Source organism: Flagellimonas meridianipacifica (assembly GCF_003001695.1).
GTDB lineage: Bacteria > Bacteroidota > Bacteroidia > Flavobacteriales > Flavobacteriaceae > Flagellimonas > Flagellimonas meridianipacifica.
Genome location: NZ_PVYX01000002.1, coordinates 1,510,213 through 1,535,094 on the forward strand (window position 1 = coordinate 1,510,213; position 24,882 = coordinate 1,535,094).

General features: G+C 39.3%; 27 protein-coding genes. 8 read left to right on the top strand and 19 right to left on the bottom strand.

Translation table 11 applies throughout. The features are described 5' to 3' along the window. Window positions 1-2 precede the first annotated feature (2 nt). From CLV81_RS16950 to CLV81_RS17035, 18 genes are all read right to left on the bottom strand, one after another. Window positions 3-524 (bottom strand): DinB family protein, encoded by a 522-nt coding sequence (locus CLV81_RS16950; protein WP_106146623.1) that lies wholly within the window; start codon window positions 522-524, stop codon window positions 3-5. Continuing rightward, window positions 511-1,296: a 1-(5-phosphoribosyl)-5-[(5-phosphoribosylamino)methylideneamino]imidazole-4-carboxamide isomerase gene (hisA, locus tag CLV81_RS16955; RefSeq protein WP_106146625.1), complete on the bottom strand. Its 786-nt coding sequence runs from the start codon at window positions 1,294-1,296 to the stop codon at window positions 511-513. The genes CLV81_RS16950 and hisA overlap by 14 nt, the downstream gene beginning before the upstream one ends. Before the next feature lie 2 nt (window positions 1,297-1,298). Continuing rightward, a complete protein-coding gene (locus CLV81_RS16960; RefSeq protein ID WP_158259150.1) occupies window positions 1,299-1,724 on the bottom strand; it encodes a GNAT family N-acetyltransferase in 426 nt (141 codons plus the stop codon). After that, window positions 1,724-2,305 carry an imidazole glycerol phosphate synthase subunit HisH gene (hisH, locus tag CLV81_RS16965; RefSeq protein WP_106146627.1) on the bottom strand — a complete coding sequence of 194 codons (582 nt, stop codon included), beginning with the start codon at window positions 2,303-2,305 and terminating at the stop codon, window positions 1,724-1,726. The genes CLV81_RS16960 and hisH overlap by 1 nt, the downstream gene beginning before the upstream one ends. After that, the gene (gene hisB, locus CLV81_RS16970; protein WP_106147682.1) at window positions 2,306-3,439 is read right to left on the bottom strand and encodes a bifunctional histidinol-phosphatase/imidazoleglycerol-phosphate dehydratase HisB; all 1,134 of its coding nucleotides are present in this window, start codon (window positions 3,437-3,439) and stop codon (window positions 2,306-2,308) included. It lies immediately after the preceding gene. Between the two features lie 59 nt (window positions 3,440-3,498). Continuing rightward, entirely contained in the window at window positions 3,499-4,560 is a 1,062-nt protein-coding gene (hisC, locus tag CLV81_RS16975) for a histidinol-phosphate transaminase (protein WP_106146629.1), read from the bottom strand. Beyond that, on the bottom strand, window positions 4,557-5,852 hold the full coding sequence (gene hisD, locus CLV81_RS16980) for a histidinol dehydrogenase (protein WP_106146631.1): 1,296 nt from the start codon (window positions 5,850-5,852) through the stop codon (window positions 4,557-4,559). Before hisD ends, hisC begins: the two co-directional genes overlap by 4 nt. Next, entirely contained in the window at window positions 5,852-6,709 is an 858-nt protein-coding gene (hisG, locus tag CLV81_RS16985) for an ATP phosphoribosyltransferase (protein WP_106146633.1), read from the bottom strand. Before hisG ends, hisD begins: the two co-directional genes overlap by 1 nt. A gap of 202 nt (window positions 6,710-6,911) precedes the next feature. Next, complete coding sequence (locus CLV81_RS16990; protein WP_106146635.1) at window positions 6,912-7,727, bottom strand: prohibitin family protein; 816 nt, start codon at window positions 7,725-7,727, stop codon at window positions 6,912-6,914. Window positions 7,728-7,737: 10 nt separating this feature from the next. Then, a complete protein-coding gene (locus tag CLV81_RS16995; protein WP_106146637.1) occupies window positions 7,738-9,771 on the bottom strand; it encodes a hypothetical protein in 2,034 nt (677 codons plus the stop codon). A 5-nt stretch (window positions 9,772-9,776) separates the two neighbouring features. Further along, on the bottom strand, window positions 9,777-10,523 hold the full coding sequence (gene fabG, locus CLV81_RS17000; RefSeq protein WP_106146639.1) for a 3-oxoacyl-[acyl-carrier-protein] reductase: 747 nt from the start codon (window positions 10,521-10,523) through the stop codon (window positions 9,777-9,779). Window positions 10,524-10,631: 108 nt separating this feature from the next. After that, window positions 10,632-11,504, bottom strand: a complete 873-nt coding sequence (gene sucD / locus CLV81_RS17005; protein ID WP_106146641.1) for a succinate--CoA ligase subunit alpha — start codon at window positions 11,502-11,504, stop codon at window positions 10,632-10,634. 58 nt (window positions 11,505-11,562) lie between these two features. Beyond that, window positions 11,563-12,501: a UDP-3-O-(3-hydroxymyristoyl)glucosamine N-acyltransferase gene (locus CLV81_RS17010; RefSeq protein ID WP_106146643.1), complete on the bottom strand. Its 939-nt coding sequence runs from the start codon at window positions 12,499-12,501 to the stop codon at window positions 11,563-11,565. Between the two features lie 5 nt (window positions 12,502-12,506). Further along, on the bottom strand, window positions 12,507-13,073 hold the full coding sequence (gene efp / locus CLV81_RS17015; RefSeq protein WP_106146645.1) for an elongation factor P: 567 nt from the start codon (window positions 13,071-13,073) through the stop codon (window positions 12,507-12,509). Between the two features lie 5 nt (window positions 13,074-13,078). Next, window positions 13,079-13,864, bottom strand: a complete 786-nt coding sequence (gene lpxA, locus CLV81_RS17020) for an acyl-ACP--UDP-N-acetylglucosamine O-acyltransferase (protein ID WP_106146646.1) — start codon at window positions 13,862-13,864, stop codon at window positions 13,079-13,081. Then, the gene (locus tag CLV81_RS17025; protein ID WP_106146648.1) at window positions 13,865-15,265 is read right to left on the bottom strand and encodes a bifunctional UDP-3-O-[3-hydroxymyristoyl] N-acetylglucosamine deacetylase/3-hydroxyacyl-ACP dehydratase; all 1,401 of its coding nucleotides are present in this window, start codon (window positions 15,263-15,265) and stop codon (window positions 13,865-13,867) included. It lies immediately after the preceding gene. After that, window positions 15,258-16,289 carry a UDP-3-O-(3-hydroxymyristoyl)glucosamine N-acyltransferase gene (gene lpxD, locus CLV81_RS17030; RefSeq protein ID WP_106146650.1) on the bottom strand — a complete coding sequence of 344 codons (1,032 nt, stop codon included), beginning with the start codon at window positions 16,287-16,289 and terminating at the stop codon, window positions 15,258-15,260. Before lpxD ends, CLV81_RS17025 begins: the two co-directional genes overlap by 8 nt. A 31-nt stretch (window positions 16,290-16,320) precedes the next feature. Beyond that, a complete protein-coding gene (locus CLV81_RS17035; RefSeq protein WP_106146652.1) occupies window positions 16,321-17,538 on the bottom strand; it encodes an HD domain-containing protein in 1,218 nt (405 codons plus the stop codon). A gap of 36 nt (window positions 17,539-17,574) precedes the next feature. Here CLV81_RS17035 and porX point away from each other — a divergent pair, with 36 nt between their 5' ends. From porX to CLV81_RS17060, 6 genes are all read left to right on the top strand, one after another. After that, on the top strand, window positions 17,575-19,119 hold the full coding sequence (gene porX, locus CLV81_RS17040; protein WP_106146653.1) for a T9SS response regulator signal transducer PorX: 1,545 nt from the start codon (window positions 17,575-17,577) through the stop codon (window positions 19,117-19,119). An 8-nt stretch (window positions 19,120-19,127) separates the two neighbouring features. Beyond that, the gene (gene tsaE / locus CLV81_RS17045) at window positions 19,128-19,541 is read left to right on the top strand and encodes a tRNA (adenosine(37)-N6)-threonylcarbamoyltransferase complex ATPase subunit type 1 TsaE (RefSeq protein ID WP_106146655.1); all 414 of its coding nucleotides are present in this window, start codon (window positions 19,128-19,130) and stop codon (window positions 19,539-19,541) included. A 177-nt stretch (window positions 19,542-19,718) separates the two neighbouring features. Next, window positions 19,719-19,856, top strand: coding sequence for a hypothetical protein (locus tag CLV81_RS20670; protein WP_170068339.1), 138 nt, complete (start codon window positions 19,719-19,721; stop codon window positions 19,854-19,856). A 90-nt stretch (window positions 19,857-19,946) separates the two neighbouring features. Beyond that, window positions 19,947-20,489, top strand: a complete 543-nt coding sequence (locus tag CLV81_RS17050) for a hypothetical protein (protein WP_106146657.1) — start codon at window positions 19,947-19,949, stop codon at window positions 20,487-20,489. Between the two features lie 47 nt (window positions 20,490-20,536). Continuing rightward, window positions 20,537-21,736 carry an alanine dehydrogenase gene (locus CLV81_RS17055; protein WP_106146659.1) on the top strand — a complete coding sequence of 400 codons (1,200 nt, stop codon included), beginning with the start codon at window positions 20,537-20,539 and terminating at the stop codon, window positions 21,734-21,736. 6 nt (window positions 21,737-21,742) lie between these two features. Further along, a complete protein-coding gene (locus tag CLV81_RS17060) occupies window positions 21,743-22,117 on the top strand; it encodes a hypothetical protein (protein WP_106146661.1) in 375 nt (124 codons plus the stop codon). Here CLV81_RS17060 and CLV81_RS17065 read toward each other — a convergent pair. Then, entirely contained in the window at window positions 22,114-23,286 is a 1,173-nt protein-coding gene (locus tag CLV81_RS17065) for a proline dehydrogenase family protein (RefSeq protein WP_106146663.1), read from the bottom strand. The genes CLV81_RS17060 and CLV81_RS17065 overlap by 4 nt on opposite strands. A gap of 89 nt (window positions 23,287-23,375) precedes the next feature. Here CLV81_RS17065 and aroB point away from each other — a divergent pair, with 89 nt between their 5' ends. Together aroB and CLV81_RS17075 are read left to right on the top strand one after the other, a co-directional pair. After that, entirely contained in the window at window positions 23,376-24,431 is a 1,056-nt protein-coding gene (gene aroB, locus CLV81_RS17070; protein ID WP_106146664.1) for a 3-dehydroquinate synthase, read from the top strand. A 94-nt stretch (window positions 24,432-24,525) separates the two neighbouring features. Continuing rightward, window positions 24,526-24,870, top strand: a complete 345-nt coding sequence (locus CLV81_RS17075) for a hypothetical protein (RefSeq protein ID WP_245912073.1) — start codon at window positions 24,526-24,528, stop codon at window positions 24,868-24,870. Window positions 24,871-24,882 lie beyond the last annotated feature (12 nt).

Below are 24,882 nucleotides of genomic sequence, written 5' to 3' on the forward strand. Positions count from 1 at the left end.
CCTTACGTATTTTCATTCTTTATGTTCAAATCAATCCCGTCATAAAAGCCAAGTTCTTTGTTGTTCAACAGTTTGGTCCAAAGTGCTATTTGACCTGTATGATAGGAGAAGTGTTCAACAACATGAACAATATTTCCAATCCCTGAAAACTCAAACCCTTGAACTTTCCGTTTTCTTAGCAATTCTTGCGAGTCCGCATCAGCAAAGCTCTGTTTAGCTTTTTCTACGGTACTTTTTAGTTTATCCAAGAGTTCATTTTTGGTAAATCCGGAAACTGTATCAAATTCCAAATCCCGATTCCTATCATCTTCCAATCCTTGAAGTGAAGCAATGCCATATTGCGTGATGTTGCCACAAAGATGAAGAATTAGATTCCCAATACTGTTGGTGACAGCATTCGGTTTTTTCCAAATCAGGTCATCTGAAAGTTGGTCAAGACACTTCTTAACCATTCGAAGACTCTCATCCATTCGATAGCTAGCTTGTGAGATGAATTCCTTTTCAAAATCTTTATGAAACCCCATTTTCCAAAATATAGTTTTCAAGTTGTTTTAAGCTGATTTTGTTTTCGTAAATCGCTTTTCCAATAATAGTCCCTTCGCATCTCAGTTCGGCAAGTTGGCTCAACTCATCATAGTCTGAAATACCTCCACTAGCAATCAAATGTATTCCCAAAACTTCTTCATCTTCTACCCCACTTCCGGTAATGCGTGTTTCCCACTTTTTGGTTTGTTCCAAAATTTTTCGGTACAAACCAAATGAAGGTCCTTGAAGCATGCCATCTTTGCTAATGTCAGTACAGATAACATATTTTATTCCCTTTTTCTGAAACCCTTTTATGAAGGGTATTAGCGATATATCTGATTCTTCTTCCCAACCGGAAATTGCAATTTTTTCATCTTTCGCATCCGCCCCAAGAATAATCTTATCCGCTCCATACTTAGCAATCCAGTTTAAAAACGTATCCTCGTCTTTTACCGCAATACTCCCTCCAGTGATTTGAGAAGCACCACTTTCAAAAGCTATTCGTAAATCTTCATCGCTTTTAAGACCACCCCCAAAATCTATTTTCAGTTGGGTTTTGGAAGCAATTTGTTCCAAAACTCTATGGTTCACGATATGTTTTGACTTGGCTCCATCTAAATCAACCAAGTGCAAATATTCAATACCATGGGCTTCAAATGCTTGGGCAACCTCCAAAGGATTTTCGTTATATATCTTTTTTGTGTCGTAATCTCCTTTGGACAGGCGGACGCACTTTCCTTCGATAATATCTATTGCTGGTATAATCCTCATAGTTAATCGTATTTCGCATGGTCTTTAGCCATCCACATTGATGAATTACCAACACGGTCAAACCCAAATGGGCGATACATCCCATGCGCATCTTTCGTTTTCAAAGCAACTGTAAGCACCTTTTTTACTGTGGGATATTTCAAAATGTAACTGACCAAGTCTTTTCCAACTCCCATGCCCCTATATCCATCAAATATGATTACGTCCATAATATAGGCAAAAACCACCTCGTCGGTAAGGACCCTTGCAAATCCAATCTGCACATTGGTTTCTTTCAAATAAACACCAAAGCATAGGCAATTATCAATTGTACTTTGAGTCATTTCCTCTGTTCGGTAGGCACCCCAATAACTGCTTTTAATGGCATGATGTATAGCAGCGAAATCAAGCTTCTTTTTATCTGTTTCTATGTAAAATTCTGGAATCACTATAGTTCTAAAAAATTTTTTAGGATTTGAGAACCAATGGTACTACTCTTTTCCGGGTGGAATTGAGTACCGTAAAAGTTATCTTTTTTCAACGCAGCACTGTATTCCAAACCATATTCAGAAACTGCAATAGTGTCCTCCGATTTAGGGGCATAGAAACTATGCACTAAATAGATATGGCTTCGTTCGGGAACCGCCTTGAACAAATTGGATTTAAGTTCTGTAATTTCATTCCATCCTATTTGGGGCACTTTCAAGGCTTCTGAAAACTTGACCACATCTAAATCAAAAATACCAAGACCCTTTGTATTTCCTTCCTCAGAACTGTTGCACATAAGCTGCATACCCAAACAGATACCCAGGACAGGTTGAGTGAGGTTTCTAATAGTATCTTCCAAACCGCTTTCATTGAGTTTGGTCATGGCAGAACTCGCCTCTCCTACTCCAGGAAATATAACCTTGTCAGCCTCCTCTATTTCATTTGCATCACTACTCAAAACTGCTTCAAAACCCAGACGCTGTATGGCAAACATGATGCTCTGAATGTTACCCGCACCGTAATCGATTATGACTATTTTCATTTATAGCATTCCTTTGGTTGATGGTAAAACCATTTTCTCTGCATCTCTTTTGACAGCCATTTTGATAGATTTTGCAAAAGCCTTAAAAATAGCTTCAATTTTGTGGTGTTCATTGGTACCTTCCACCTTGATATTTAAGTTGGCCTTGGCACCATCAGTAAAAGATTTGAAGAAATGATGGAACATTTCTGTGGGCATGTCTCCAATCTTTTCCCGATTGAACTGTGCATCCCAGACTAACCAGTTTCTTCCACCAAAATCCAAAGCCACTTGCGCCAAGCAATCATCCATGGGAAGGCTGAAACCGTAGCGTTCCATTCCCAACTTATCACCAAGGGCTTTAGAAAAAACTTCACCTAAAGCAATAGCAGTATCTTCTATCGTATGGTGCTCGTCCACTTCCAAATCGCCATCAACTTTAATCTTTAAATCCAATTGTCCATGTCTGGCCAATTGGTCCAACATATGGTCAAAGAAAGATAGACCCGTATCAATATCACTTTTACCCGTCCCATCTAGGTCCAATTCAATTAAAATATCGGTTTCATTGGTTTTACGAGAAATCACTGCCGTTCTATTTTCCAGTTTCAAAAACTCGTATATTCTCTGCCATTCATTGCTTTCCAATGCTATATATTCGTCCAGTTCTTCCCTTTTTACAGTGATTTCATTGGTTCCCAAATGGGTTTCATCGTTAATAAAAATCCCTTTTGCCCCCAAATTCTTAGCCAATTCGATATCCGTCAATCTGTCCCCAATCACAAAGGAGTTTGCTAAATCATATTCATCCGAAAAATAAGATGTCAACAGTCCCGTGCCTGGTTTACGCGTATTCGCATTGTCCTTTGGAAAGGTCCTATCGATGAAAACTTCATCAAAAACAACCCCTTCATTTTCAAATGACTTTAAAATGAAATTATGTACTGGCCAAAAGGTATCTTCCGGAAAAATATTGGTGCCTAGCCCATCTTGATTGGTTATCATAACCAATTCAAAATCCAGTTCCTTGGCAATCTTGCTCAAGTAGGTGAACACTTTGGGATAGAAAACCATCTTTTCGAACGAATCTATCTGTTCATCAGCAGTTTCTTTGATGATGGTGCCATCTCTATCTATAAAAAGTACTTTCTTCATATCCATTTTGTCATGCTGAACTTGTTTCAGCATCTTTTTAGTGAGACCCTGAAATGAATTCAGGGTGACGAAATTTTCGTTAAAACTTCAATCAATTTCTTGTTTTCATCAGGTGTGCCTACTGTGAACCGCAAAGTATTGTCGCACAAGGGCTGCGAGCTCCTGTTTCGCACTACTACATTCAAGCCCAATAATTGTTTATACCGTTTTTCAGCATCATCAACCTTTGCCAATACAAAATTGGCATCCGTTGGATATACCTTTTCTATAAACCCCAGCCTCTGAAGTTCTTTAATCAGAATTTCCCTTTCTTTCAGAATCTTACTCACTTCCGAAGTGACTGCATCATTATCATCTACACGTGATAAAGCTTTTTGCTGAGTAAGTTCGTTAACATTGTACGGAGGTTTGATTTTATTCAGTATTTGAATGATTTCATCGGAAGCATAACAAATACCTAATCTAATTCCCGCCATCCCATACGCTTTCGATAGCGTTTGCGTAACCACCAAATTCGGAAAATCCGACAATCTTAAAAGCCAGCTATTATGTTCTGAGAAATCAATATAGGCTTCATCAATGACCACCAAACCATTAAAACCATTTAGAATAGCTTCTATTTTGGAGGAAGAAAAACTATTTCCTGTGGGATTGTTCGGAGAGCATAAAAAGACCATTTTGGTTTTCAGGTCTATTGTTTCTAGGATTTTGTCAACATCGGGTTCAAAATCTTCGGTTAGTAAAACCTCTTTGTTTTCCACTGCGTTGATTCCAGACAAAACTTTGTACATTCCGTAAGTTGGTGGCAAAGTGACAACATTGTCCATTCCAGGCTCGCAAAAGGCTCTGAACAACAAATCCAAGACTTCGTCACTACCGTTCCCTAAAAGTATATTCTGCTCGGAAACGTTTTTCTGGTTAGCTAAAACTGTCTTAAGTGTTCTTTGCTGCGGGTCTGGATATCGATTTACTCCATTCTCATAGGGATTTTCATTGGCATCCAAGAAAATCATCGCAGTACCATCGGAAACATATTCATCCCTAGCCGAAGAATAGGGTTTTAGTCCTTTTACCGACTCTCGGACAAAATCATCAATGTTGAACTTATCGGTTACTTTCATTGCTCGCCTCCTTTCAATTCTTTTAGCCTCAGGGTCACTGCATTTTTGTGTGCCTGCAAGCCTTCAGCTTCAGCCATCAGTTCAATAGTAGTTCCTAAAGCTTGAATACCTTCCCTATCTATTTTCTGAAACGTCATACTCTTTAAAAAGCTGTCCAAATTTACACCACTGTACTGTTTTGCATATCCATTGGTAGGCAACGTGTGGTTAGTACCCGAAGCATAATCCCCTGCGCTTTCTGGAGTATAGTTGCCAATAAAGACAGAACCTGCATTTATAGTATTTGCGACATAAAAATCCTCATTTTCGACACAAACAATGTAATGTTCCGGACCATATTCGTTGATTAAGTCCAAAGCGACTTTATCATTTTGAACAAGTATAAGTTTACTATTGGAAATAGCGTTTTTTGCAATATTCTTTCTTGGCAAAAGCTCTATCTGATTTTTAATCGCTTCTTCAGTCTGCTCTATCATCCTTTTGGAAGTAGAAACCAAAACAACTTGGCTATCCACGCCATGCTCCGCTTGACTCAGCAAGTCTGATGCAACAAATTCCGGGTTTGCGCTATCATCTGCTACTATCAATAGTTCACTTGGGCCTGCGGGCATATCAATAGCAACACCATATTTTGTAGCAATTTGTTTGGCTACAGTGACAAACTGATTTCCTGGGCCAAAAATCTTAAATACCTTGGGAATACTTTCCGTGCCAAAAGTCATTCCCGCTATAGCTTGAATCCCACCTACCTTAAAAACTTGTGTGACACCACATAGTTTGGCAGTGTACAAAATCGTTTCATTAATGTTTCCCGTGCTGTCTGGAGGAGTGCATAGCACAATTTCATCACAGCCTGCAATTTTTGCAGGAACTGCCAACATTAATATTGTTGAAAACAAGGGTGCTGTTCCGCCGGGAATATAAAGCCCGACTTTTTGAATGGGACGCTTCTCTTGCCAACATTGGACCCCTTGCATTGTTTCAACTACAACAGGTTCACTTTTTTGGGCTTCGTGAAAACGTGCTATATTCCCTTTGGCAACCTTTATGGCTTGTTTTAGTTCTTCGGAGATTTTTGAAGAGGCATCTTCAATCTCTTGGGAAGAAACTTTTAAATCGTCCAACTCCACTTTATCAAACTCAGCGGTGTATTTCAAAAGCGTATTATCTCCATCGTTTTGAACTTCAGAAAAAATGCGCTCCACCGTAGACTCAATATCCCCTACTTGCTGAGTGGGACGCTTCAGGATATTTTTCCAATCTTGTTTTGGTGGATTTTCAATTCGTTGCATTAGCGTACCATTTTCTCGATTGGACAAACCAGGATACCTTCAGCTCCCGCTTGTTTTAGCTCATCAATTACTTCCCAAAATGTATCCTGCTGAATCACGGTATGCACGGAACTCCATCCCTTTTGTGCTAAAGGTAGAACTGTTGGACTACGCATTCCAGGTAGGAGTGTCAATATTTCATCTAACTTTTCATTCGGAGCATTCAAAAGCACATACTTGTTGTTTCGTGCTTCAAGTACAGATTGAATTCTAAACCTAAGCTTGTCCAGAATAGCCTCTCTTTCAGTAGAGATTTTAGGAGAGACTGCAAGAACTGCTTCACTCTTCAAAATCACCTCTACTTCCTTCAAATTGTTCTTAAAAAGTGTACTCCCACTAGAAACAATATCACAAATTCCGTCTGCGAGTCCAATATTAGGTGCAATTTCCACCGAGCCATTGATGATATGCAAATCTGCATTGACTCCTTTTGAAGCGAGATAGTCCTTTACCGTAGTTGGGTAGGAGGTAGCGATTCGTTTCCCTTCAAAATCCTGAACCGATTTATATTCTACAGATTTTGGAACCGCAAGCGAAACCCGACATTTGGAGAAGTTCAGTTTCTCGGCAATAGAGATATCCTTTCCTTTTTCAACCAAGACGTTTTCTCCCAAAATGGCAATGTCCACCACTCCATCCCTTAAGTATTGGGGAATATCGCCATTCCGTAGGTAAAACACTTCTAAAGGAAAGTTGCGGGCGGTAGCTTTTAACTGGTCCTTTCCGTTATCAATGGAAATACCGCAGTCCTTTAAGATTTTGAGCGAATCTTGGTTTAAACGGCCACTTTTTTGAACCGCTATTCTAATTTTAGTCATTCTTCTTTTTCATTTAATCTGAAAAACCAAAAGGGTACAAAAACAAAACCCGTTTGATTTCTCAAACGGGTTAAAATATAGTTTATCTACAACAATACATTTCTACCTCGCTTGAGTGCAAGTATAAAAATGATGATGTACATTTTGATTTCTCATTTCGAGGATAAAATTAAAATATATTTTTTTATCAAAAAAGCTTTATTTAGTTATTTCCCAAAATAAGGGGTAATCCGTCTCCACTTGACCCTACAACCACAACTTTGGAGTTAGGCGATTGAGATAACTTTAATGTGGCCTCAATACCTTTGTCCTGAAGAATTTTGTCCGTAAGGGAAGCACTGAGAATTTTGTTCGCATCAGCTTTTCCTTGGGCTTCTATCCTTTGACGTTCAGCCTCCTTTTGGGCAGTAACCAAGCGGAATTCATATTCTAGGGATTCCTGTTCTTGCTTCAATTTTCGTTCAATGGCCTCCTTAATTGTAGGTGGTAGGGTAACATCACGGACCAAAATCTCATCTAAAACGATGTACTGTTCGTCCACAATTTTTTTGGTTTCTTCAAAAATTTCTGCCTGAATGGCGTCACGCTTACTAGAATATAATTGTTCCGGCGTGTATCTTCCCACAACACTACGTGCCGCTGACCTAATAGTGGGTAAAATGATTCGCTGTAAATAGTTTTCTCCTATCTCCTGATGTAGTTTGCCCAATTCATTGTAATTAGGTTGGTACCATGCAGAAGCGTCTAGTTGAATGTCCAATCCATTAGAGGACAAAACCTTCATTTTTTCGAAGATTTCTTGTCTTCTTACTTCATACACATATACTTTGTTCCAGGGCGCCACTAAGTGGAAGCCTTCTCCCAATGGTGGTTTATCAGTAACCACACCGTCTCCAAAGGTCCTATAGAGAACTCCTGCCTGACCCGAGCCGATGGTAATCGCTGATTTAGAAATCAAAATAATGACTAAAATGACACCCACGATTATGGGCAATCCTATCTTTGGTAATCTATCCATCTGTTTTTTTTTAAATTAATCCGTTGTATTTCCTTAGAAACCACTCCATTGCCAAGCAAAAAGCAATCAGCCCTAAGAGTGCTCTATAATCTATTAAAGATACGACATTTTGCTTGCTCTTTTGAAGGGGTAAGGTCTGTTCCGAGCTCAATAAATCTTCGATCAAATTATCCAATTGATTTGGAAAATAGAGCTTGCCATCTGTTTTTTCCGATAGTCGTTGCATTTTTCTGTAGTCTGCAGAAAACAGCTGGTCCTCTTGTTGAAATTCCACTATTCTGAATGTTCCGGACTTGAAGATATTCTCTTTGTTCTCCCGAACAGTGAACTCATACGTTCCAGCATTTAGGTTTTCGAGGTCATATTCAAAAAAGGAACCCTTGAACAACATTGGAGCCTGTCTTCTATAATCAGAATTTTGGTCTCTTATTTCAATTTGAACATTGCCATTGGGGTCCAGGTTGTAGCTCTTATCAAAGTAAGTCGCTTTAATTCGAGCCGCATCAGTCCCTTCAAAGACAGTTTTATAATCCAACTCCAATCGACTTCGCTTTCCGTCACTATTCAAGAACAACAAGAGTTTCCCAATAAAATCATCAAAAATTCCGAAACCGTTGTTATCCAAATAACTTTTCGCACGCCATCTCCATATATTTTCCCCAAAAAGAACTGCTTCCTTCTTTCCTTCTGAATTGATAGTGGTCATCAAGGGTATGTCTAAATCTACACCCTTAATACGTTGGAACAATATATTTTGATGGGTTGCGGAAATATCCAAATCACCTAGATTGCTAATTAGAGGTGGATAATCTGAAGTATCAAAATCACCCAAGCCAAATTCTGAAAAAGACTTGTTCAACACCGGTAAGATTTCTTCTTTCTGGTTAAAATCTTCTTTGAAGAAATTCTCTTGAACTTGATTCAAAAACCGCCAATCCGTTTGCGTGCCTGTTATGGTAAAGTGATTGTAATTGCCGGCTTTGATAAAATCATAGATTCTTTTGAACCTTCCGTTGGGTTGATATAATATAAAAACATCTGTGGCTTCCAAAATCTCACTCGTCGCATTGGGTTTGACCACGTTTAACTGGCGTTGTTCGTTGGATTCAATCGCTTTTTTGAGTGCACCAATATCTGGATGTAACATATCCGAAACCAAAGTGACATTAGTCTTTTCATCAATCACCTCCAATGCTACAACCTTGTTATTGTTGATGATATTTTTTTCGTTCTCTAAGGGAGAAATTTGAAGCTCCAAAGTTTTTAACCCAACGCTTTTGGCCTCAATTAAGGTGTTGATACGTTTACTGTTTTCGGCAGGATTGAAACTTACAGCTTCCTGAAAAACTCTCTTCCCATCAAGATTAATGACCAGATTTTTGAATATATTTTGTTCTCCTGAATACTGGATAATGATCTCAACAGGGAATTTATTTCCCAAGAATGCATAAGTGTTCGTGTTCACTTGGCCAATTGAAATATCGGAATAGGCTGTAGTGTCCCCTACCACAACGGAGTTGACCTGAACATTGTTCTTCAGGTTTAAAAATTCGTAATCTCTTCCTAGTGTCTGGTTTCCATCGGAAAAAAGAACAACGGTATTGTTTCCCTTAATAAAGAGTTCGTTTGTCTTTGAAAGGGCATTGGCAATATTCGTATTCTCTTGCTGAAAGGAAAGCGAATCACTTTCTTCCATTTGCGAACCAAACTTGAATTTAAATTGGGAAAAGCGCTCCTGTAAATCTTCATTGTTCAGAATTTCCGCAATGTATCTTTCAATATCATCCGCGTTGGTAGATTTGAGCATTGACGCCGAATCATCCAATAATAGGATTAGGTTGGATTTTTCTAGAAAGTATTCTTCATCAATAAACTTTGGGTTTATCAACAGGAGAAAAGCCGCCAAGAGGGTAACAAATCTCAAGGAAGCAAGGATGACTCTCAAACTTCCTTTGTGACGAGCCTTAAAAAAATATTGATAAAAAACAATGGTCAACGCAGCTATGACCGCCAAAATGATAAGAAGTAGCGTGCGTATGTCCATTCAGTTTAGGTTAGCATACCCCCGTCCACGTTCAGGACCTGACCTGTAACATATGCCGACATGTCCGAAGCTAAGAAAAGACAAGCATTGGCCACATCTTCAGGACTTCCACCTCTTTTTAATGGAATGGCGTCTCGCCATCCCTGAACCGTTTTTTCGTCAAGCTTATCCGTCATTTCTGTTTCAATGAAACCTGGTGCTATGGCATTGCAACGAATGTTTCTAGAGCCCAGTTCCAGAGCTACCGATTTTGTAAAACCAATCATTCCCGCCTTAGATGCTGCATAGTTGGTTTGTCCAGCATTTCCTTTGACCCCAACTACGCTGCTCATATTTACAATGGAACCTTTTCGTTGCTTTAACATAGTCCGTTGCACCGCTTTGGTCATATTAAAGACGGACTTTAAATTGATTTCGATAACCGTATCAAAATCCGATTCACCCATTCTCATCAACAAGTTGTCTTTGGTAATTCCCGCGTTGTTTATCAGGACATCAATACTTCCAAATTCCTCAAGTACATTGGCAATCAATGCTTCAGACTCACTAAAGCTGGCGGCATTACTCTTATAAGCTTTGGCCTTCACACCCATTGCCTCTAACTCTTTTTCCAATTCCAAAGCAGGAGCTTCGCTTGAACTGTAGGTGAATGCAACGTTTGCTCCATGTTCCCCAAATACTTTTGCTATTCCTTTTCCAATTCCTCTACTGGCTCCAGTAATAATTACGTTTTTGCCTTCCAATAGTTTCATAGTAATGTTGGTTTGAATGGTTATAACCTCAAATATAGGTGTTGTTTTTAAGTTGTAATGAAAAAAAATCCCGTCGAAAACGGGATTTACAATTCTTTTAACGATTGGCTATGCCATAACTTCTTTGACCTTGGCTCCAATCTCTGCAGGAGAATCAACAACATGGATTCCAGATTCACGCATGATGCGCTTTTTGGCCTGGGCAGTATCATCACTACCACCAACGATTGCCCCTGCATGACCCATAGTTCTTCCTGCGGGTGCGGTTTCTCCAGCTATAAAACCTACGATAGGCTTGGTACTACCACTTTCTTTGTACCACTTGGCGGCATCGGCTTCAAGTTGACCCCCAATTTCTCCAATCATTACTACGCATTCCGTCTCTGGGTCGTTGATAAGCAATTCAACAGCTTGTTTTGTAGTGGTACCTATAATAGGGTCGCCACCAATTCCGATGGCTGTAGTAATTCCAAGTCCTTGTCGTACTACTTGGTCCGCTGCTTCATACGTCAAAGTACCTGACTTGGAGACGATTCCAATGTTTCCTTTTTTGAAAACAAAACCAGGCATAATACCTACTTTGGCTTCTCCAGGGGTGATGACTCCAGGACAGTTGGGGCCTATTAAAGTACAATCTAAATCTTGAATATAGTCATTGGCTTTAACCATATCTGCCACTGGGATACCTTCAGTAATGGTAATGATAACTTTAATTCCGGCACTGGCAGCCTCCATTATGGCATCCGCGGCAAACGCAGGTGGAACAAAAATAATTGTAGTGTCGGCACCAACCTTTTCAACTGCTTCTTCAACAGTATTGAAAACAGGCTTGCCCAAATGCTCTTGGCCTCCTTTACCAGGAGTTACACCACCTACAACATTGGTACCATATTCAATCATTTGACCGGCATGGAATGTACCTTCACTACCCGTAAAACCTTGTACAATTATTTTTGAATCTTTGTTTACTAAGACGCTCATATATTTTACTTAAATGCGTTACAAAAATAGGTTTTGCCAATCATTTGTGCCAACCAATTCATGAATTCTTTTTAAACTTTTCCAATAGAAATGGAACCTTTCTTATCGAGGCCATTTCTTTCATTTTTGCCCTGGCTTCCTCAGCTGGACTTCCGAAGTAGGTTTTTCCACCTTCCAGTGACTTAGAAACTCCAGATTGAGCTAGAATCACCGCTTTTTTCCCTATGGTTACACCGCTGGTAATCCCTACCTGACCCCAGAGAGTAACTTCATCTTCAATAATTGTGCAGCCTGCTATTCCTGTGTGTGAGGCTATAAGACATTTTTTACCAATCACCGTGTCATGTCCAATCTGGATTTGGTTATCCAGTTTTGCACCTTCCTTAATTGTTGTATCACCCGTAACTCCTCTATCAATAGTACATGAAGCTCCGATGTCCACATTGTTTTCAATAACAATCCTTCCTCCAGAAATCAATTTATCAAAACCGTCGGGACGGTTTTTATAATAAAAAGCATCAGCTCCTAACACCGTCCCTGCGTGAATAGTAACATTGTCGCCAATAACACAATGGTCATAAATGGATACATTGGGATGGATTAGACAGTTCTTACCAATTTTTACATGATTTCCTATAAAAACATTAGGTTGGATAATGGTACCTTCTCCAATTTCAGCTGTTTTCGCAATTGAGGTGTTTGAGGATTCAAATGGTTTAAAATGTAAGGTAAGTTTGTTGAAATCCCGAAACGGGTCATCTGAAATCAACAGAGCCTTGCCTTTAGGACAATCTACCCTTTTGTTAATCAACACAATGGTTGCTTTGGACTCCAGTGCTTTATCATAGTATTTGGGATGGTCCACAAAGACAATATCCCCTTCCTCAACCACATGAATTTCATTCATTCCCAAAACAGGAAAGTCTGGGCTGCCAACAAATTCAGCTTCTATTAGGTTAGCTATTTCTTGTAAGGTTTGTGCTTTGGGGAATTTCATGCCGTCTATTCCTTAGCACGTTCCATGTAGGCGCCTTTCTCAGTATCAACCTTGATTTTGTCGCCTTCATTTATGAATAAAGGGACATTGATTCTTGCCCCCGTCTCCACCGTCGCAGGTTTAGTGGCATTAGTTGCGGTATTTCCCTTAACACCTGGTTCTGTATGGGTAACTTCCAATATAACGCTTGCAGGCATTTCAACAGATAAGGGCAAACTATCTTCTGTATTGAAAAGGATAGTTACTATTTCACCTTCCTTGAGCAAATCAGGAGCATCTAAAGAGCTTTTCTGAAGGGATATTTGATTATAATCATCCGTATTCATGAAGTGAAAAGTATCCCCTTCATCATACAAATATTGATATGAACGTGTTTCCACGCGCACATCTTCAATTTTATGTCCAGCAGAAAAAGTGTTGTCAATAACTTTTCCCGTGGTGACACTTTTCAACTTGGTTCTTACAAATGCTGGTCCCTTACCCGGTTTAACATGAAGAAATTCAACAATTTTATAAATGTCGTGGTTGTACTTTATGCACAATCCTTTTCGTATATCTGAAGTATTTGCCATTTGTTTTAGTTTGAGCTAAAATATCCTTTCATGATTCCGCGCTGGGAATCTCTTATAAATTGCAGAATCTCGTCGCGTTCTGGAGTAGCTTCCATCTCAGCTTCTATAATTGATGCTGCTTGAGTATTGTTGTAATTCTTTTGATAAAGTATTCTGTAAATGTTCTGAACCTCCCTAATTTTTTCAGAAGTAAAACCTCTACGGCGCAGCCCCACTGAATTAATTCCTACATAAGAAAGTGGTTCCCTTGCTGCTTTGACGTAAGGAGGTACATCTTTACGTACTAAAGAACCTCCGGTAATAAAAGCATGATTGCCAACAGAGACAAATTGATGAACAGCAACCATTCCAGCTAAAACCACATTATTGCCAACGGTAACATGCCCAGCTAAAGTTGAATTGTTACTGAAAATACTATTGTCTCCAACTACACAATCATGCGCAATGTGGCAATACGCCATGATAAGACAATTATTACCAATAACCGTTTTCATTCTATCCGAAGTTCCCTTATTGATAGTGGCACATTCACGGATGGTAGTATTATCTCCAATATGAACGGTGGTTTCCTCCCCTTGATATTTTAAATCTTGTGGCATGGCGGAAATTACCGCCCCCGGAAAAATGTTGCAATTCTTTCCAATTCGGGCGCCTTCCATTATGGTCACGTTGGAACCTATCCAGGTTCCTTCACCAATGGTTACATTATTATGTATAGTAGTGAACGGCTCAATGACCACATTCTTTGCAATCTTGGCACCCGGGTGCACATATGCTAACGGCTGATTCATTTAGTTTCCTTTTACTTTGGTGATTTGGGCCATAATTTCAGCTTCAGACACCAATCTTCCATTGGCATAAGCCCTTGCCTGCATTTGACAAATTCCTCGACGGATTGGGGACAATAAATCCAATTTAAAAATCAGCGTATCGCCAGGGGTTACTTGCTGTTTATATCGAACGTTATCAATTTTAAGAAGATACGTAAGATAGTTCTCAGGGTCTGGAACCGTGCTCAACACCAAGATTCCCCCTGTTTGTGCCATGGCCTCAATTTGAAGTACACCTGGCATTACTGGGGCTCCTGGAAAATGACCTACAAAAAACGGTTCGTTCATGGTCACATTCTTCACACCTATCACATGCTCTTCGGAGAGTTCCATAATTTTGTCAACCAACAAAAATGGAGGACGGTGAGGAAGCATTTCCATGATTTGAGTGATATCCTTCACAGGTTTAGCATGAAGATCAACATCTGGAACCGAATTACGTCTTTCTTGCTTGATAATTTTCTGAAGTTTCTTGGCAAACTGAGTGTTTACAAAATGTCCAGGCTTATTGGCTATGACCTTACCTTGAATTCGAGTTCCTGCCAAAGCCAAATCCCCAACAACATCCAACAACTTGTGCCTTGCTGCTTCATTTGGATAATGCAGGGTAAGGTTATCCAGAATTCCATTGGGTTTCACAGAAAGTTTCTTCTTCTTAAAAGCTTTCTCCAATTTTTTCATTGTGGCCTCCGAAATTTCTTTGTCCACATAAACAATGGCGTTGTTTAAGTCGCCTCCTTTAATAAGACCGTGTTCCAAAAGCATCTCTAGCTCATGAAGAAAGCTAAAGGTCCTTGAATCTGCTATTTCCGATTTGAAATCAGATAGTTGCTCCAAGTTTGCATTTTGAGTACCTAAAACCTTGGTCCCAAAATCTACCATTGTAGTTACTTGATATTTGTCTGAAGGAATTACAGTAATCTCGCTTCCTGTTGCTTCGTCCTTATACGAAATGACATCTTTGACCACATATACCTCGCTGTCCAGTTCTTGCTCCACAATTCCTGCTTCTTCCAATGCTTGAACAAAGAATTTGGAAGAACCATCCATAATTGGGGGTTCAGGGGCATCCAACTCTATAAGCACATTGTCAATTTCCATACCTACCAAAGCAGCTAGGACGTGCTCAGAAGTCTGAATCTTAACTCCATTTTTCTCTAAGTTGGTACCCCGCTGTGTATTTACTACATAGCTGGCATCCGCTTCTATTATGGGTTCACCTTCCAAATCCACACGTTTAAATGCAAAACCGTGGTTTTCCTTAGCAGGCACAAAGGACATGGTCACATTCTCTCCAGTATGCAAACCAACACCTTCCAAGGTTACCTTTTTCTCAATGGTACGTTGCTTTGTATTAGTCATGGTCGACTTTCGCCTTTTTTTCTATTTCGTTGATTGTATTTACCAGTTTCGGGAGATTCTTGAAATGAACATACGACTTGTTATAGTCACCGTAATTAAGTGCTGGAGAGCCTTGTAGCACCTCTCCATCTTTTACGTTTCGCCCTATTCCAGATTGGGCCTGGATCCGCACCCTATCACCAATGGTGATGTGGCCTACTATTCCAACCTGACCGCCGATGAGACAGTACTTGCCAATTTTTGTAGATCCCGCAATTCCCGTTTGGGCTGCTATCGCGGTATGTTCACCAATTTCCACGTTATGGGCAATTTGAATTTGATTGTCTAGTTTCACCCCTTTGCGAAGAATGGTAGATCCCAAAGTTGCCCTGTCAATGGTAGTTCCGGCACCAACATCAACATTTTCTTCCAAAATCACATTACCTGTTTGCGGTACCTTACTATATTCTCCCTTTTCATTTGGAGTGAAACCAAATCCATCTGCTCCAATTATTGCACCGCTATGGATCACACAATTGTTGCCAATAACAGATTCTGAATAAATCTTTGAACCTGCAAAAATTAGGACGTTGTCACCTATAGTGACATTTTCTCCTATATATACATTGGGGTATATTTTTACGTTGTCTCCAATATTGACATTATCGCCCAAGTAAGAAAAAGCTCCAAGATAAAATCCTTCCCCGTATTTAGCGGTTTCGGATACAAAAGAAGGCTGCTCCACTCCTACCTTATTGCTTTTGACCTGGTTGTAATACTCCAATAATTTAGAGAATGATTTATACGCGTCATCTACTTTTATTAAAGTAGTGGTAAGTTCTTGTTCTGGTGCAAAATCCCTATTAACAATTGTAATAGAGGCTTTTGTAGAATAGATGTATGAGGTATATTTTGGGTTGGCAAGAAAGGTTAAAGAACCTGTTTCTCCTTCCTCTATTTTTGATAATTTATGTACCGTAATTTGAGGATTGCCCTCAACCTCTCCCTCTAATATTCCTGCAATTTGGGTGGCCGTAAATTTCATTGCTGCAAAAGTAACAAAATTTGATAAACGGTTATCTGGGGTAGCAGATATAGTATTTGGTCACCTTTTTAGATAGGGCTTTCAAACTTAACTGATCAGACTCTTTTAGTAAGTGTGTCACTTTACCATTTTTCTTTAGAACATTTATAGTCTGATAACTATCGTGGTAGGCCTTGTTTGCAATTTCTCCCCTAAAAACAAAGTAATGAACGTCTTCTTCTTTTAGCTTATGAACTTCCTTCGCCCACTGCAATTTTTCTTGAAACTTCTCATCCGAAATAGGATTGTTTTTCATCTTGATGTGCAAAAGATTTCGGTTGAGAATCATTTTACTCAAAGTTGATAGTACAAAATCATCGTGACCTTGCCAATCTTTTAAAGCAGACATCACGTCAATATCGTCCAATTTTGAAAAGAACGCCAAGGCTTCATTTGAAAAACCCTTATTTGCCTTAGACTCTAAAAAGTACCTTAATATTTTACTACAATTAATTGGAACACCATCGGTCAAAAGGCTACGAGCCCTTTTCATGATGCGAACAAGTAATTGCTCCGCCACCAAGCTTGTTTTATGTAGATAAACTTGCCAGTACATAAATCTTCTGGCCATAAGAAATTTCTCAACGGCATAAATTCCTTTCTCTTCTATCAATAAATGCCCATCAACAACATTGAGCATTGAGATTAGGCGCTCTGAGTTAATATTACCTTCGGTTACTCCCGAGTAAAAACTATCACGCTTTAGATAATCAAGACGGTCCATATCCAACTGACTTGACACCAATTGATTCATAAAAGGTTTGTGATAGCTCCCTTGAAAAATTTGAATCGCTAAATCCAAGGCTCCTGAAAATTCTGAATTCAGGGCTTGCATAAATTTGAGGGATATTTCTTCATGCATGATATCCTCCGCAATAAATCCTTCCAAAGCATGTGAAAAAGGTCCATGGCCCATATCGTGCAATAAAATAGCGCAAAGAAGTCCCGACTCTTCTTCTTCGGAAATTTCAATTTCCTTGAGCCTCAAAATCTGGATGGCCTTTGTCATTAAATGCATACACCCCAGAGCATGATGGAACCGAGTATGGTGAGCCCCAGGGTAAACCAAATAGGACATTCCCATTTGGGATATTCGTCTTAAACGTTGAAAATATGGGTGGGCGATAAGGTCAAAAATAAGTTCACTAGGAGTTCCAATAAAACCGTAAATTGGATCGTTATAGACCTTAAGCTTGTTGGTTGTGACCAATGCAGTCGACTTTTAAAGCTGTAAAGATAGCACTATATGAAAAAAATCACCATTCTGTGGGTAGATGATGAAATTGACCTGCTCAAACCTCATATTCTTTTTCTGGAAAGCAAAAACTACGAAGTGGTTACCAGTCAAAGTGGGCAAGATGCACTTGAAGAAATAAAGAACACTTTTTTCGATATTGTTTTTCTGGATGAGAACATGCCCGGGATTTCTGGTCTGGATACCCTAAATGAAATAAAACAGTACGATGATTCCATTCCCGTGGTTATGATTACCAAGAGTGAAGAGGAGTATATAATGGACGAGGCTATTGGTTCTAAAATAGCTGATTACTTGATCAAGCCTGTAAACCCAAATCAGATATTGCTTTCGCTTAAAAAGAGCCTTGACAATTCTCGATTGGTATCTGAAAAAACAACAGCGAACTATCAGCAGGAATTCAGAAAAATTGCCATGGATTTATCCATGGTGAACAGCCATGAAGAATGGTCCGAGCTTTACAAAAAATTAATTTACTGGGAATTGCAATTGGAACAGATTGAGGACTCAGGGATGTTTGAAATTTTGGAGTCCCAAAAAGTTGAAGCCAATTCACAGTTCAGCAAGTTTGTGGACAAGAACTATCAAGATTGGTTTACTTCGGATGATGGTCCCATTATGTCCCACACCCTTTTCCGAAATATGGTCCATCCCGAATTGGAAAACAACAAGACCCTATTAATTGTAATTGATAACCTTCGGTACGACCAATGGCTAGCCTTTGAAAAGGTATTGGGGGTACATTACAAAAAGAAAAAAGAATGTTCCTATTATAGTATTCTACCTACTGCGACCCAATACGCACGCAATGCGATATTTTCCGGACTTACTCCCTTGGACATGGAAAAGAAATATCCAGAATGGTGGAAAAATGATACTGATGAAGGGGGGAAGAATCTCTTTGAAGCTGAGTTTTTAGGGGAGCAACTGAAAAGGTTGGGGCTCAACTTCAATTGGGAATACCATAAAATAAGTACCTTGAAACAGGGTAAACAATTGGCACAAAACTTCCGTTCGCAAAAGGATAATGACCTTACGGTTTTGGTTTATAATTTTGTGGATATGTTGTCCCATGCCAAAACAGAAATGGAAGTCATCAAGGAATTGGCCTCCAACGACAAGGCCTATCGCTCGTTAACACTAAGTTGGTTCAAAAACTCGCCTCTTTTGGATATTATCCAGCAGGCACAGAGTCTGGGAATGAAGTTGATATTAACCACCGACCACGGTACCATTAATGTTAAGCAACCTTCAAAAGTGATAGGCGACCGAGAAACCAGCTTGAATCTGCGCTACAAGACCGGAAGAAGCCTTACCTTTGATGATAAAGACGTTCTGGCCACTAAGAATCCACAAGAAATACATTTACCGAATATCAATTTGAGCAGCAGCTACATCTTTGCCAAAAACGACCTCTTCTTTGCTTATCCCAATAACTACAACCATTATGTAGGGTATTACAGAAATACCTATCAACATGGCGGAGTTTCTTTGGAGGAAATGATTGTACCTTTTGTAGTTTTGGAGGCAAAATAGAATCAAAATTGAAAAGAGAGTTTACCTTAAAAGATATAGATGATGTTGCGGTCGAATTGCTGAACCACGTATCTGGAAATGTTTTATGTTTCTATGGAGAAATGGGTGCAGGAAAAACCACTTTAATAAAACATTTGGTCAAGAATTTGAATGGAATAGATTCGGCCAACAGCCCCACTTTTGGAATGGTAAATGAATACTTTTCCAAGAAAAATGAATTGTTGGGGTATCATTTTGATTTTTATCGCATCGAAGATGAAAGTGAAATTTATGATTTGGGATTTGAGGATTATTTAAGTTCAGATGCTTGGTTATTTATCGAATGGCCTGAAAAGGTATCGTCTGTTCTACCCGATAACACGGAATTCATCTACTTACAGTTTATCGACGAAAACACACGTTCAATCGAGATAAATCCGTGAACCCAAACAATCCATGTATCTTGAAGGAAATCACTTATGAGGTTGGTCAGTATCGATAAAAGGCCTATTTTTTCGGATAAAACGCAAGTTTTATCGATGAAGTGTAGGTTGGCTTGAAATATTTTCCTACATTCGTTTTGTGAATGAATTCATTTATTAACCAAAAACTCTTTTACGATGAACACTAAAAAAGTTTTTTTTGGATTCTTAGCTATTGCCTTTTTGGCTATGACAGCTGTTTCAACCAATATTGTTGACGTGGATTCCTTGGAGGAAGCGCCCAGTATCAGAAAGGACCAGCAAATAAAGTTCTAGCATCAACAGCTAAGTATGTACTTAAAGCCCTTTGTAATTTTACAAAGGGTTTTTTATACAATAATTTTAAGTCTCGTTAGTTATGGTTATATGAGTGATAAGAAAAAGGTAAGGCAAAAGTTCCTAATCGAGGGTATTGTAACGATTTTAATAGCCATAACACCTATACTTCATTATTTCTGGAAATACTTACCATCTGATGGATCTGAAATGAATTTCATCGGGATTACTTTTACCAATAATGGATTTCCAAATGTAGGTGATGCTTTTTATTATTACTTTTTAAAAATCACCCCTTTACTTCTTCTAATCATTTGGTTTACAACATGTAAGCATTGGTGGTATCATGCCATTTTGATTCCAATAGCGATGTATAGTTTTCAATTGTTTAGTGTACTTACCTATGATTCCCAAATAATTGATGAAAGCGAAATCTTGTATGTCATTGCGGTTACAATGGTAGTTACCCCAGTTGTATATTTTATTAGGGTAAAATTGGTAGATAAACATGTTCATGGCATTGATTTGGACGCTATGGATACTGAACTTCAAATTCTTAAAGAAAAAGAAGAACTCCGCAAAGAGCGCGAGAAACTGGAACAGCGCCAACAAACCCTTGCTAAAAAAATGTAAATTTGTTTTATTGCCTGTTAATGGCATAATCAACGGATTTACAATGTATGAACCAACCCTCCTCCCCGTTTAGCAAACAGCAACTTCTACCGCAAGAAGAGACCTTGGAAATCCTGAAACAAAAAGGAGAACTCTTTATCGGATTACCAAAGGAAAATCAATATCAAGAAAAGCGCATTTGTTTGACCCCAGATGCCGTCAACGCGATTACAGCTCATGGACATCGCGTATTGGTGGAATCTGGAGCTGGTGAAGGCGCTAACTTTTCGGATACCGATTATACTGATGCTGGTGCAGAAATTACTCGCGATACCAAAAAAGTATTCTCATGTCCACTCATTTTAAAAGTGGAGCCCCCTACCCTTTCGGAAATGGATATGCTCAATCCGCAGACTATTGTAATATCCGCTTTACAAATAAAGACACAGTCCAAAGCTTATTTTGAAAAGATGGCCAAAAAACGATTGACGGCCATAGCTTTCGAGTACATTCGTGATGAGGACGGAAAATATCCCGCAGTACGTTCTCTTAGCGAAATCGCTGGTATCTCTTCCATTTTGATTGCATCTGAACTTATGGCAACCACCAACAAAGGCAACGGGCTTATGTTTGGAAACATCAGCGGGGTACCTCCGGTTGAAGTGGTCATTATTGGGGCTGGAACCGTAGGTGAGTTTGCTTCTCGCTCTGCATTGGGGCTTGGAGCTAACATAAAGGTATTTGATAATTCATTGACCAAACTCCGAAATCTTCAAACCAATTTGAATCGTACGGTATATACTTCCACCATTCAACCCAAAAACTTACTCAAAGCCCTGAAGCGCTGTGATGTGGCCATTGGTGCTACTCGAGGAAAGGACAGGTCTCCTGTGGTAGTCTCGAGCACCATGGTGGAGAACATGAAAAAAGGCGCCGTGATTATTGATGTAAGTATAGATATGGGTGGATGTTTTGAGACCTCCGAAGTGACCACTCATGATAAACCCACTATCGAAAAATACGATGTCATCCACTACGGAGTACCCAATATTCCGTCACGATATCCAAGAACATCCTCCATTTCTATAAGCAATATTTTTACTCCCTATCTGCTTAAAATAGGTGAAGATGGTGGCCTAGAACACTCATTGCGTTTTGACAAAGGTTTACGCAATGGGCTATATATGTACCATGGAATATTGACCAATAAATCCGTTGGTGATTGGTTTGGACTTTCCTATAATGACATTAATTTTCTCATTTTTTAAGGATATATGGGATTTTTACGACGCTTGGGCTGGTATTTAGTAGGCCTATCCATTGGAATCATTTTTTTGGTTTTCTTTTTCAAGAAAAAATCAGATGAGACAGATACCGAGTTCTGTTACTTTCCTAATTGTAGGGTATTGAAAGATATGCGTTCCAAACCTTTGGTTTTTGGAGATAATTTGGAGGCCAGGTTTAGAGATACGGTTTTGATTCGGTCCTTTTTACAAGACGGGGATATCGATTTTGGGAGAAGTGATACGGAATCCAAACCATGCAAAACATATGTTGTGAAAATGAAACAAGCTCAAGATGAAATCCAGTTGATTTTCAAAAATTGCTCCGGTGAAGTAATTGTGGAATCCAAGTTTAAAGAAAACTAATCCTCCAACTTCCTTCGTTTTTTTTCTTTTTGCAACAAAGTGAGCTCTCGACTAGTTTGCCCTGCTACGGAAGTGTTCTCCTCTGCCCTTCGTATTAAATAGGGCATTACATCCCGAACGGGACCATAGGGAACATATTTGGCGGCATTATATCCTGAAGCAGAGAGATTGTAGGTAATATGGTCGCTCATACCATAAAGCTGACCAAACCATATAGAGTCATGGTTATTGTCAAGCTGTTTCTCTTCCATAAACTCCACCAACTTAATGGAACTCAATTCATTATGAGTACCCGCAAAAATACTCATCCTGTCAAGGTTTTCCATCATGTAGCCAATAGCAGCGTCAAAGTTCTCATCGGTCGCCTGCTTGGATTTACATATTGGGGTTGGATACCCTAGCTCTTTTGCCCGCTCGTTCTCCTTCTCCATGTAAGCACCGCGCACCACTTTTAAACCCACCTTGAATTTTTCCAATGAAGCAGTTTCATTCAGCTCTTTAATGAAATCCAGTCGATCCCACCGATACATTTGTGCCGTATTATAAACAACAACCTTTTCTTTATTGTATTTACGCATCATATCGAGAGCTAAATCATCCGCAGCTTGCTGCATCCAACTCTCTTCGGCGTCAATCAAAAGGGCCACATCCAAATCAAATGCCTTTTTGCAAACTTTATCGTAACGTTCCTTTATCCTGTCCCACTCATTTTGTTCATCCGAATTAAGCGGTCTTCCAGCACTTACTTTTTCATACAATTCGAAACGCCCGAATCCCGTGGGTTTAAAGACTGCAAAGGGAATAGCATCTTTTTCTTTTACAAAATCCAGAACGTCCAAGGTTTTTTGAAGGGCAAAATCGAATTGGTCTTCCACTTCTTTACCTTCAACCGAATAGTCCAAAATGGAACATACCCCTTTTTCATACATCTTGTCAATGATAGAAAGGCAATCTTCTTCGGTAGTTCCGCCACAAAAATGGTCAAACACCGTGGCGCGAATTAATCCTTCAACCGGAAGATGTGCTTTTATGGCAAAATTGGTCACGGCAGTTCCGATTCTCACCAACGGTTCATTGGCAATTAATTTGAACAAAAAGTAAGCCCTTTCCAGCTCTGAGTCAGTTTTCAACTCAAACGCTATTGCCGTATCCTCAAAATTCAAGTGCATTTTTGATAATCCTTTAATGAATCAAATATAAGTAGGGTTTCGATAAGATTATCGATAAAATAATCTTTATTTAGTGGATTATTTGCATTATGAATTCAATAGCATCTGGTTCATACGAAGTGTATCTGGAGGAATTGGCGGAGGCGGCAATAAACCAGCATATCAAGGTAAAAGACTATTCCAAGGTTTTTGTTTTGGTAGATGAAAACACCAAGCAGCACTGTTTACCCAAACTCCAAAAAATAGTGGGGCCCGTTGTTGATGAAATTCTTGAAATTCCATCCGGTGAAGAAAACAAAACCATACAGACCTGTACAACTGTCTGGCGCAATCTTTCAGATTATGGAGGTGACAGGCAAAGTCTGCTCATCAACTTGGGTGGCGGGGTACTTACCGATTTAGGCGGATTTGTAGCTTCTACATTTAAACGGGGTATCGATTTTATAAATATTCCCACTACCCTATTATCTATGGTTGATGCGTCAATTGGTGGAAAAACAGGAGTTGATTTCGGTTCCTTGAAAAATCAGATTGGGGTTATCAACCAACCTCAAATGGTACTTATTTTTCCAGATATGCTGAAAACCTTGGATGCTAGGCAAATCACCAGCGGTTTTGCCGAAATGCTGAAGCATGGATTGATTAAGAGCAGCGAGTATTGGGATTCCTTAAAAACCGTTGACGATTATACACATGCTGATTATATCAGAAAGTCCATTGCCATTAAAAACGATGTGGTCATGGAGGATCCAACGGAAAAAGGGATTCGAAAAATATTAAATTTCGGGCATACCTTGGGGCATGCCATAGAGTCTTATTTTTTAAAGAACCCTGAAAAGTCTGCTTTACTGCATGGGGAAGCGATTGCTATTGGAATGATTTTGGAAGGATACCTTTCCCATGAACTCAAAGGCCTGTCCATGCTTTCTTTAGAAGATATCAAAACCACCTTTCTCCAACATTTTGAGAAAGTGGATTTCTCAGAAGAAGATGTCAAGATTATTGTCGACCTATTAAAGCATGATAAAAAGAACACACACGGTAATATCAATTTTGTATTGTTACAAGACATAGGCGCTGCTATTTTGGATGTAAAAGTACCTACTCCTCTTTTTGAAAAAGCGTTTGCATACTACAATCAATAATTGGTTCATATACTAATTTTGGATATTGACAACTCTTCATTCACATAAGATTCTAAATTTTATAGCTTAGGTAGAGAAATCAAAACTACCTGCCATGAAACGAATTTTAATAGACTACAAAAAGTTAAGCCATGATGTGGCTGCCCGTCTTATTGACTCATATCCTTATGGCTATGGCGATGAAGATATCATTGTGTTGAAAAAACCGAACGGAGAAATTGTTGAGGCGGTGGAGGTGCGTACAGAAGAGGCCATCTACCTAGTGAAGATTAGTAAAAGTCTTTCCAACTTCATTTCAAATTTTGAGGAAAACATTGAAAAGGAATTGGATAAGAAAGTTGACAAGGAAATAGCCCTAGCTCAAGATGAGTCGCATCCGGACCATTCCGAATTTGAAGCCGACCCAGATTCCAACCCAGAAAAAGACGGCTTATTATAAAAGGACTACTTT

What these genes read in the sequence shown, in the direction of transcription:
- CLV81_RS16950 (WP_106146623.1), bottom strand. Translation starts at nt 524, where the DNA reads ATGGGGTTTCATAAAGATTTTGAAAAGGAATTCATCTCACAAGCTAGC.
- hisA (WP_106146625.1), bottom strand. Translation starts at nt 1,296, where the DNA reads ATGAGGATTATACCAGCAATAGATATTATCGAAGGAAAGTGCGTCCGC.
- hisH (WP_106146627.1), bottom strand. Translation starts at nt 2,305, where the DNA reads ATGAAAATAGTCATAATCGATTACGGTGCGGGTAACATTCAGAGCATC.
- hisB (WP_106147682.1), bottom strand. Translation starts at nt 3,439, where the DNA reads ATGAAGAAAGTACTTTTTATAGATAGAGATGGCACCATCATCAAAGAA.
- hisC (WP_106146629.1), bottom strand. Translation starts at nt 4,560, where the DNA reads ATGAAAGTAACCGATAAGTTCAACATTGATGATTTTGTCCGAGAGTCG.
- hisD (WP_106146631.1), bottom strand. Translation starts at nt 5,852, where the DNA reads ATGCAACGAATTGAAAATCCACCAAAACAAGATTGGAAAAATATCCTG.
- hisG (WP_106146633.1), bottom strand. Translation starts at nt 6,709, where the DNA reads ATGACTAAAATTAGAATAGCGGTTCAAAAAAGTGGCCGTTTAAACCAA.
- CLV81_RS16990 (WP_106146635.1), bottom strand. Translation starts at nt 7,727, where the DNA reads ATGGATAGATTACCAAAGATAGGATTGCCCATAATCGTGGGTGTCATT.
- CLV81_RS16995 (WP_106146637.1), bottom strand. Translation starts at nt 9,771, where the DNA reads ATGGACATACGCACGCTACTTCTTATCATTTTGGCGGTCATAGCTGCG.
- fabG (WP_106146639.1), bottom strand. Translation starts at nt 10,523, where the DNA reads ATGAAACTATTGGAAGGCAAAAACGTAATTATTACTGGAGCCAGTAGA.
- sucD (WP_106146641.1), bottom strand. Translation starts at nt 11,504, where the DNA reads ATGAGCGTCTTAGTAAACAAAGATTCAAAAATAATTGTACAAGGTTTT.
- CLV81_RS17010 (WP_106146643.1), bottom strand. Translation starts at nt 12,501, where the DNA reads ATGAAATTCCCCAAAGCACAAACCTTACAAGAAATAGCTAACCTAATA.
- efp (WP_106146645.1), bottom strand. Translation starts at nt 13,073, where the DNA reads ATGGCAAATACTTCAGATATACGAAAAGGATTGTGCATAAAGTACAAC.
- lpxA (WP_106146646.1), bottom strand. Translation starts at nt 13,864, where the DNA reads ATGAATCAGCCGTTAGCATATGTGCACCCGGGTGCCAAGATTGCAAAG.
- CLV81_RS17025 (WP_106146648.1), bottom strand. Translation starts at nt 15,265, where the DNA reads ATGACTAATACAAAGCAACGTACCATTGAGAAAAAGGTAACCTTGGAA.
- lpxD (WP_106146650.1), bottom strand. Translation starts at nt 16,289, where the DNA reads ATGAAATTTACGGCCACCCAAATTGCAGGAATATTAGAGGGAGAGGTT.
- porX (WP_106146653.1), top strand. Translation starts at nt 17,575, where the DNA reads ATGAAAAAAATCACCATTCTGTGGGTAGATGATGAAATTGACCTGCTC.
- CLV81_RS20670 (WP_170068339.1), top strand. Translation starts at nt 19,719, where the DNA reads ATGAACACTAAAAAAGTTTTTTTTGGATTCTTAGCTATTGCCTTTTTG.
- CLV81_RS17050 (WP_106146657.1), top strand. Translation starts at nt 19,947, where the DNA reads ATGAGTGATAAGAAAAAGGTAAGGCAAAAGTTCCTAATCGAGGGTATT.
- CLV81_RS17055 (WP_106146659.1), top strand. Translation starts at nt 20,537, where the DNA reads ATGAACCAACCCTCCTCCCCGTTTAGCAAACAGCAACTTCTACCGCAA.
- CLV81_RS17060 (WP_106146661.1), top strand. Translation starts at nt 21,743, where the DNA reads ATGGGATTTTTACGACGCTTGGGCTGGTATTTAGTAGGCCTATCCATT.
- CLV81_RS17065 (WP_106146663.1), bottom strand. Translation starts at nt 23,286, where the DNA reads ATGCACTTGAATTTTGAGGATACGGCAATAGCGTTTGAGTTGAAAACT.
- aroB (WP_106146664.1), top strand. Translation starts at nt 23,376, where the DNA reads ATGAATTCAATAGCATCTGGTTCATACGAAGTGTATCTGGAGGAATTG.
- CLV81_RS17075 (WP_245912073.1), top strand. Translation starts at nt 24,526, where the DNA reads ATGAAACGAATTTTAATAGACTACAAAAAGTTAAGCCATGATGTGGCT.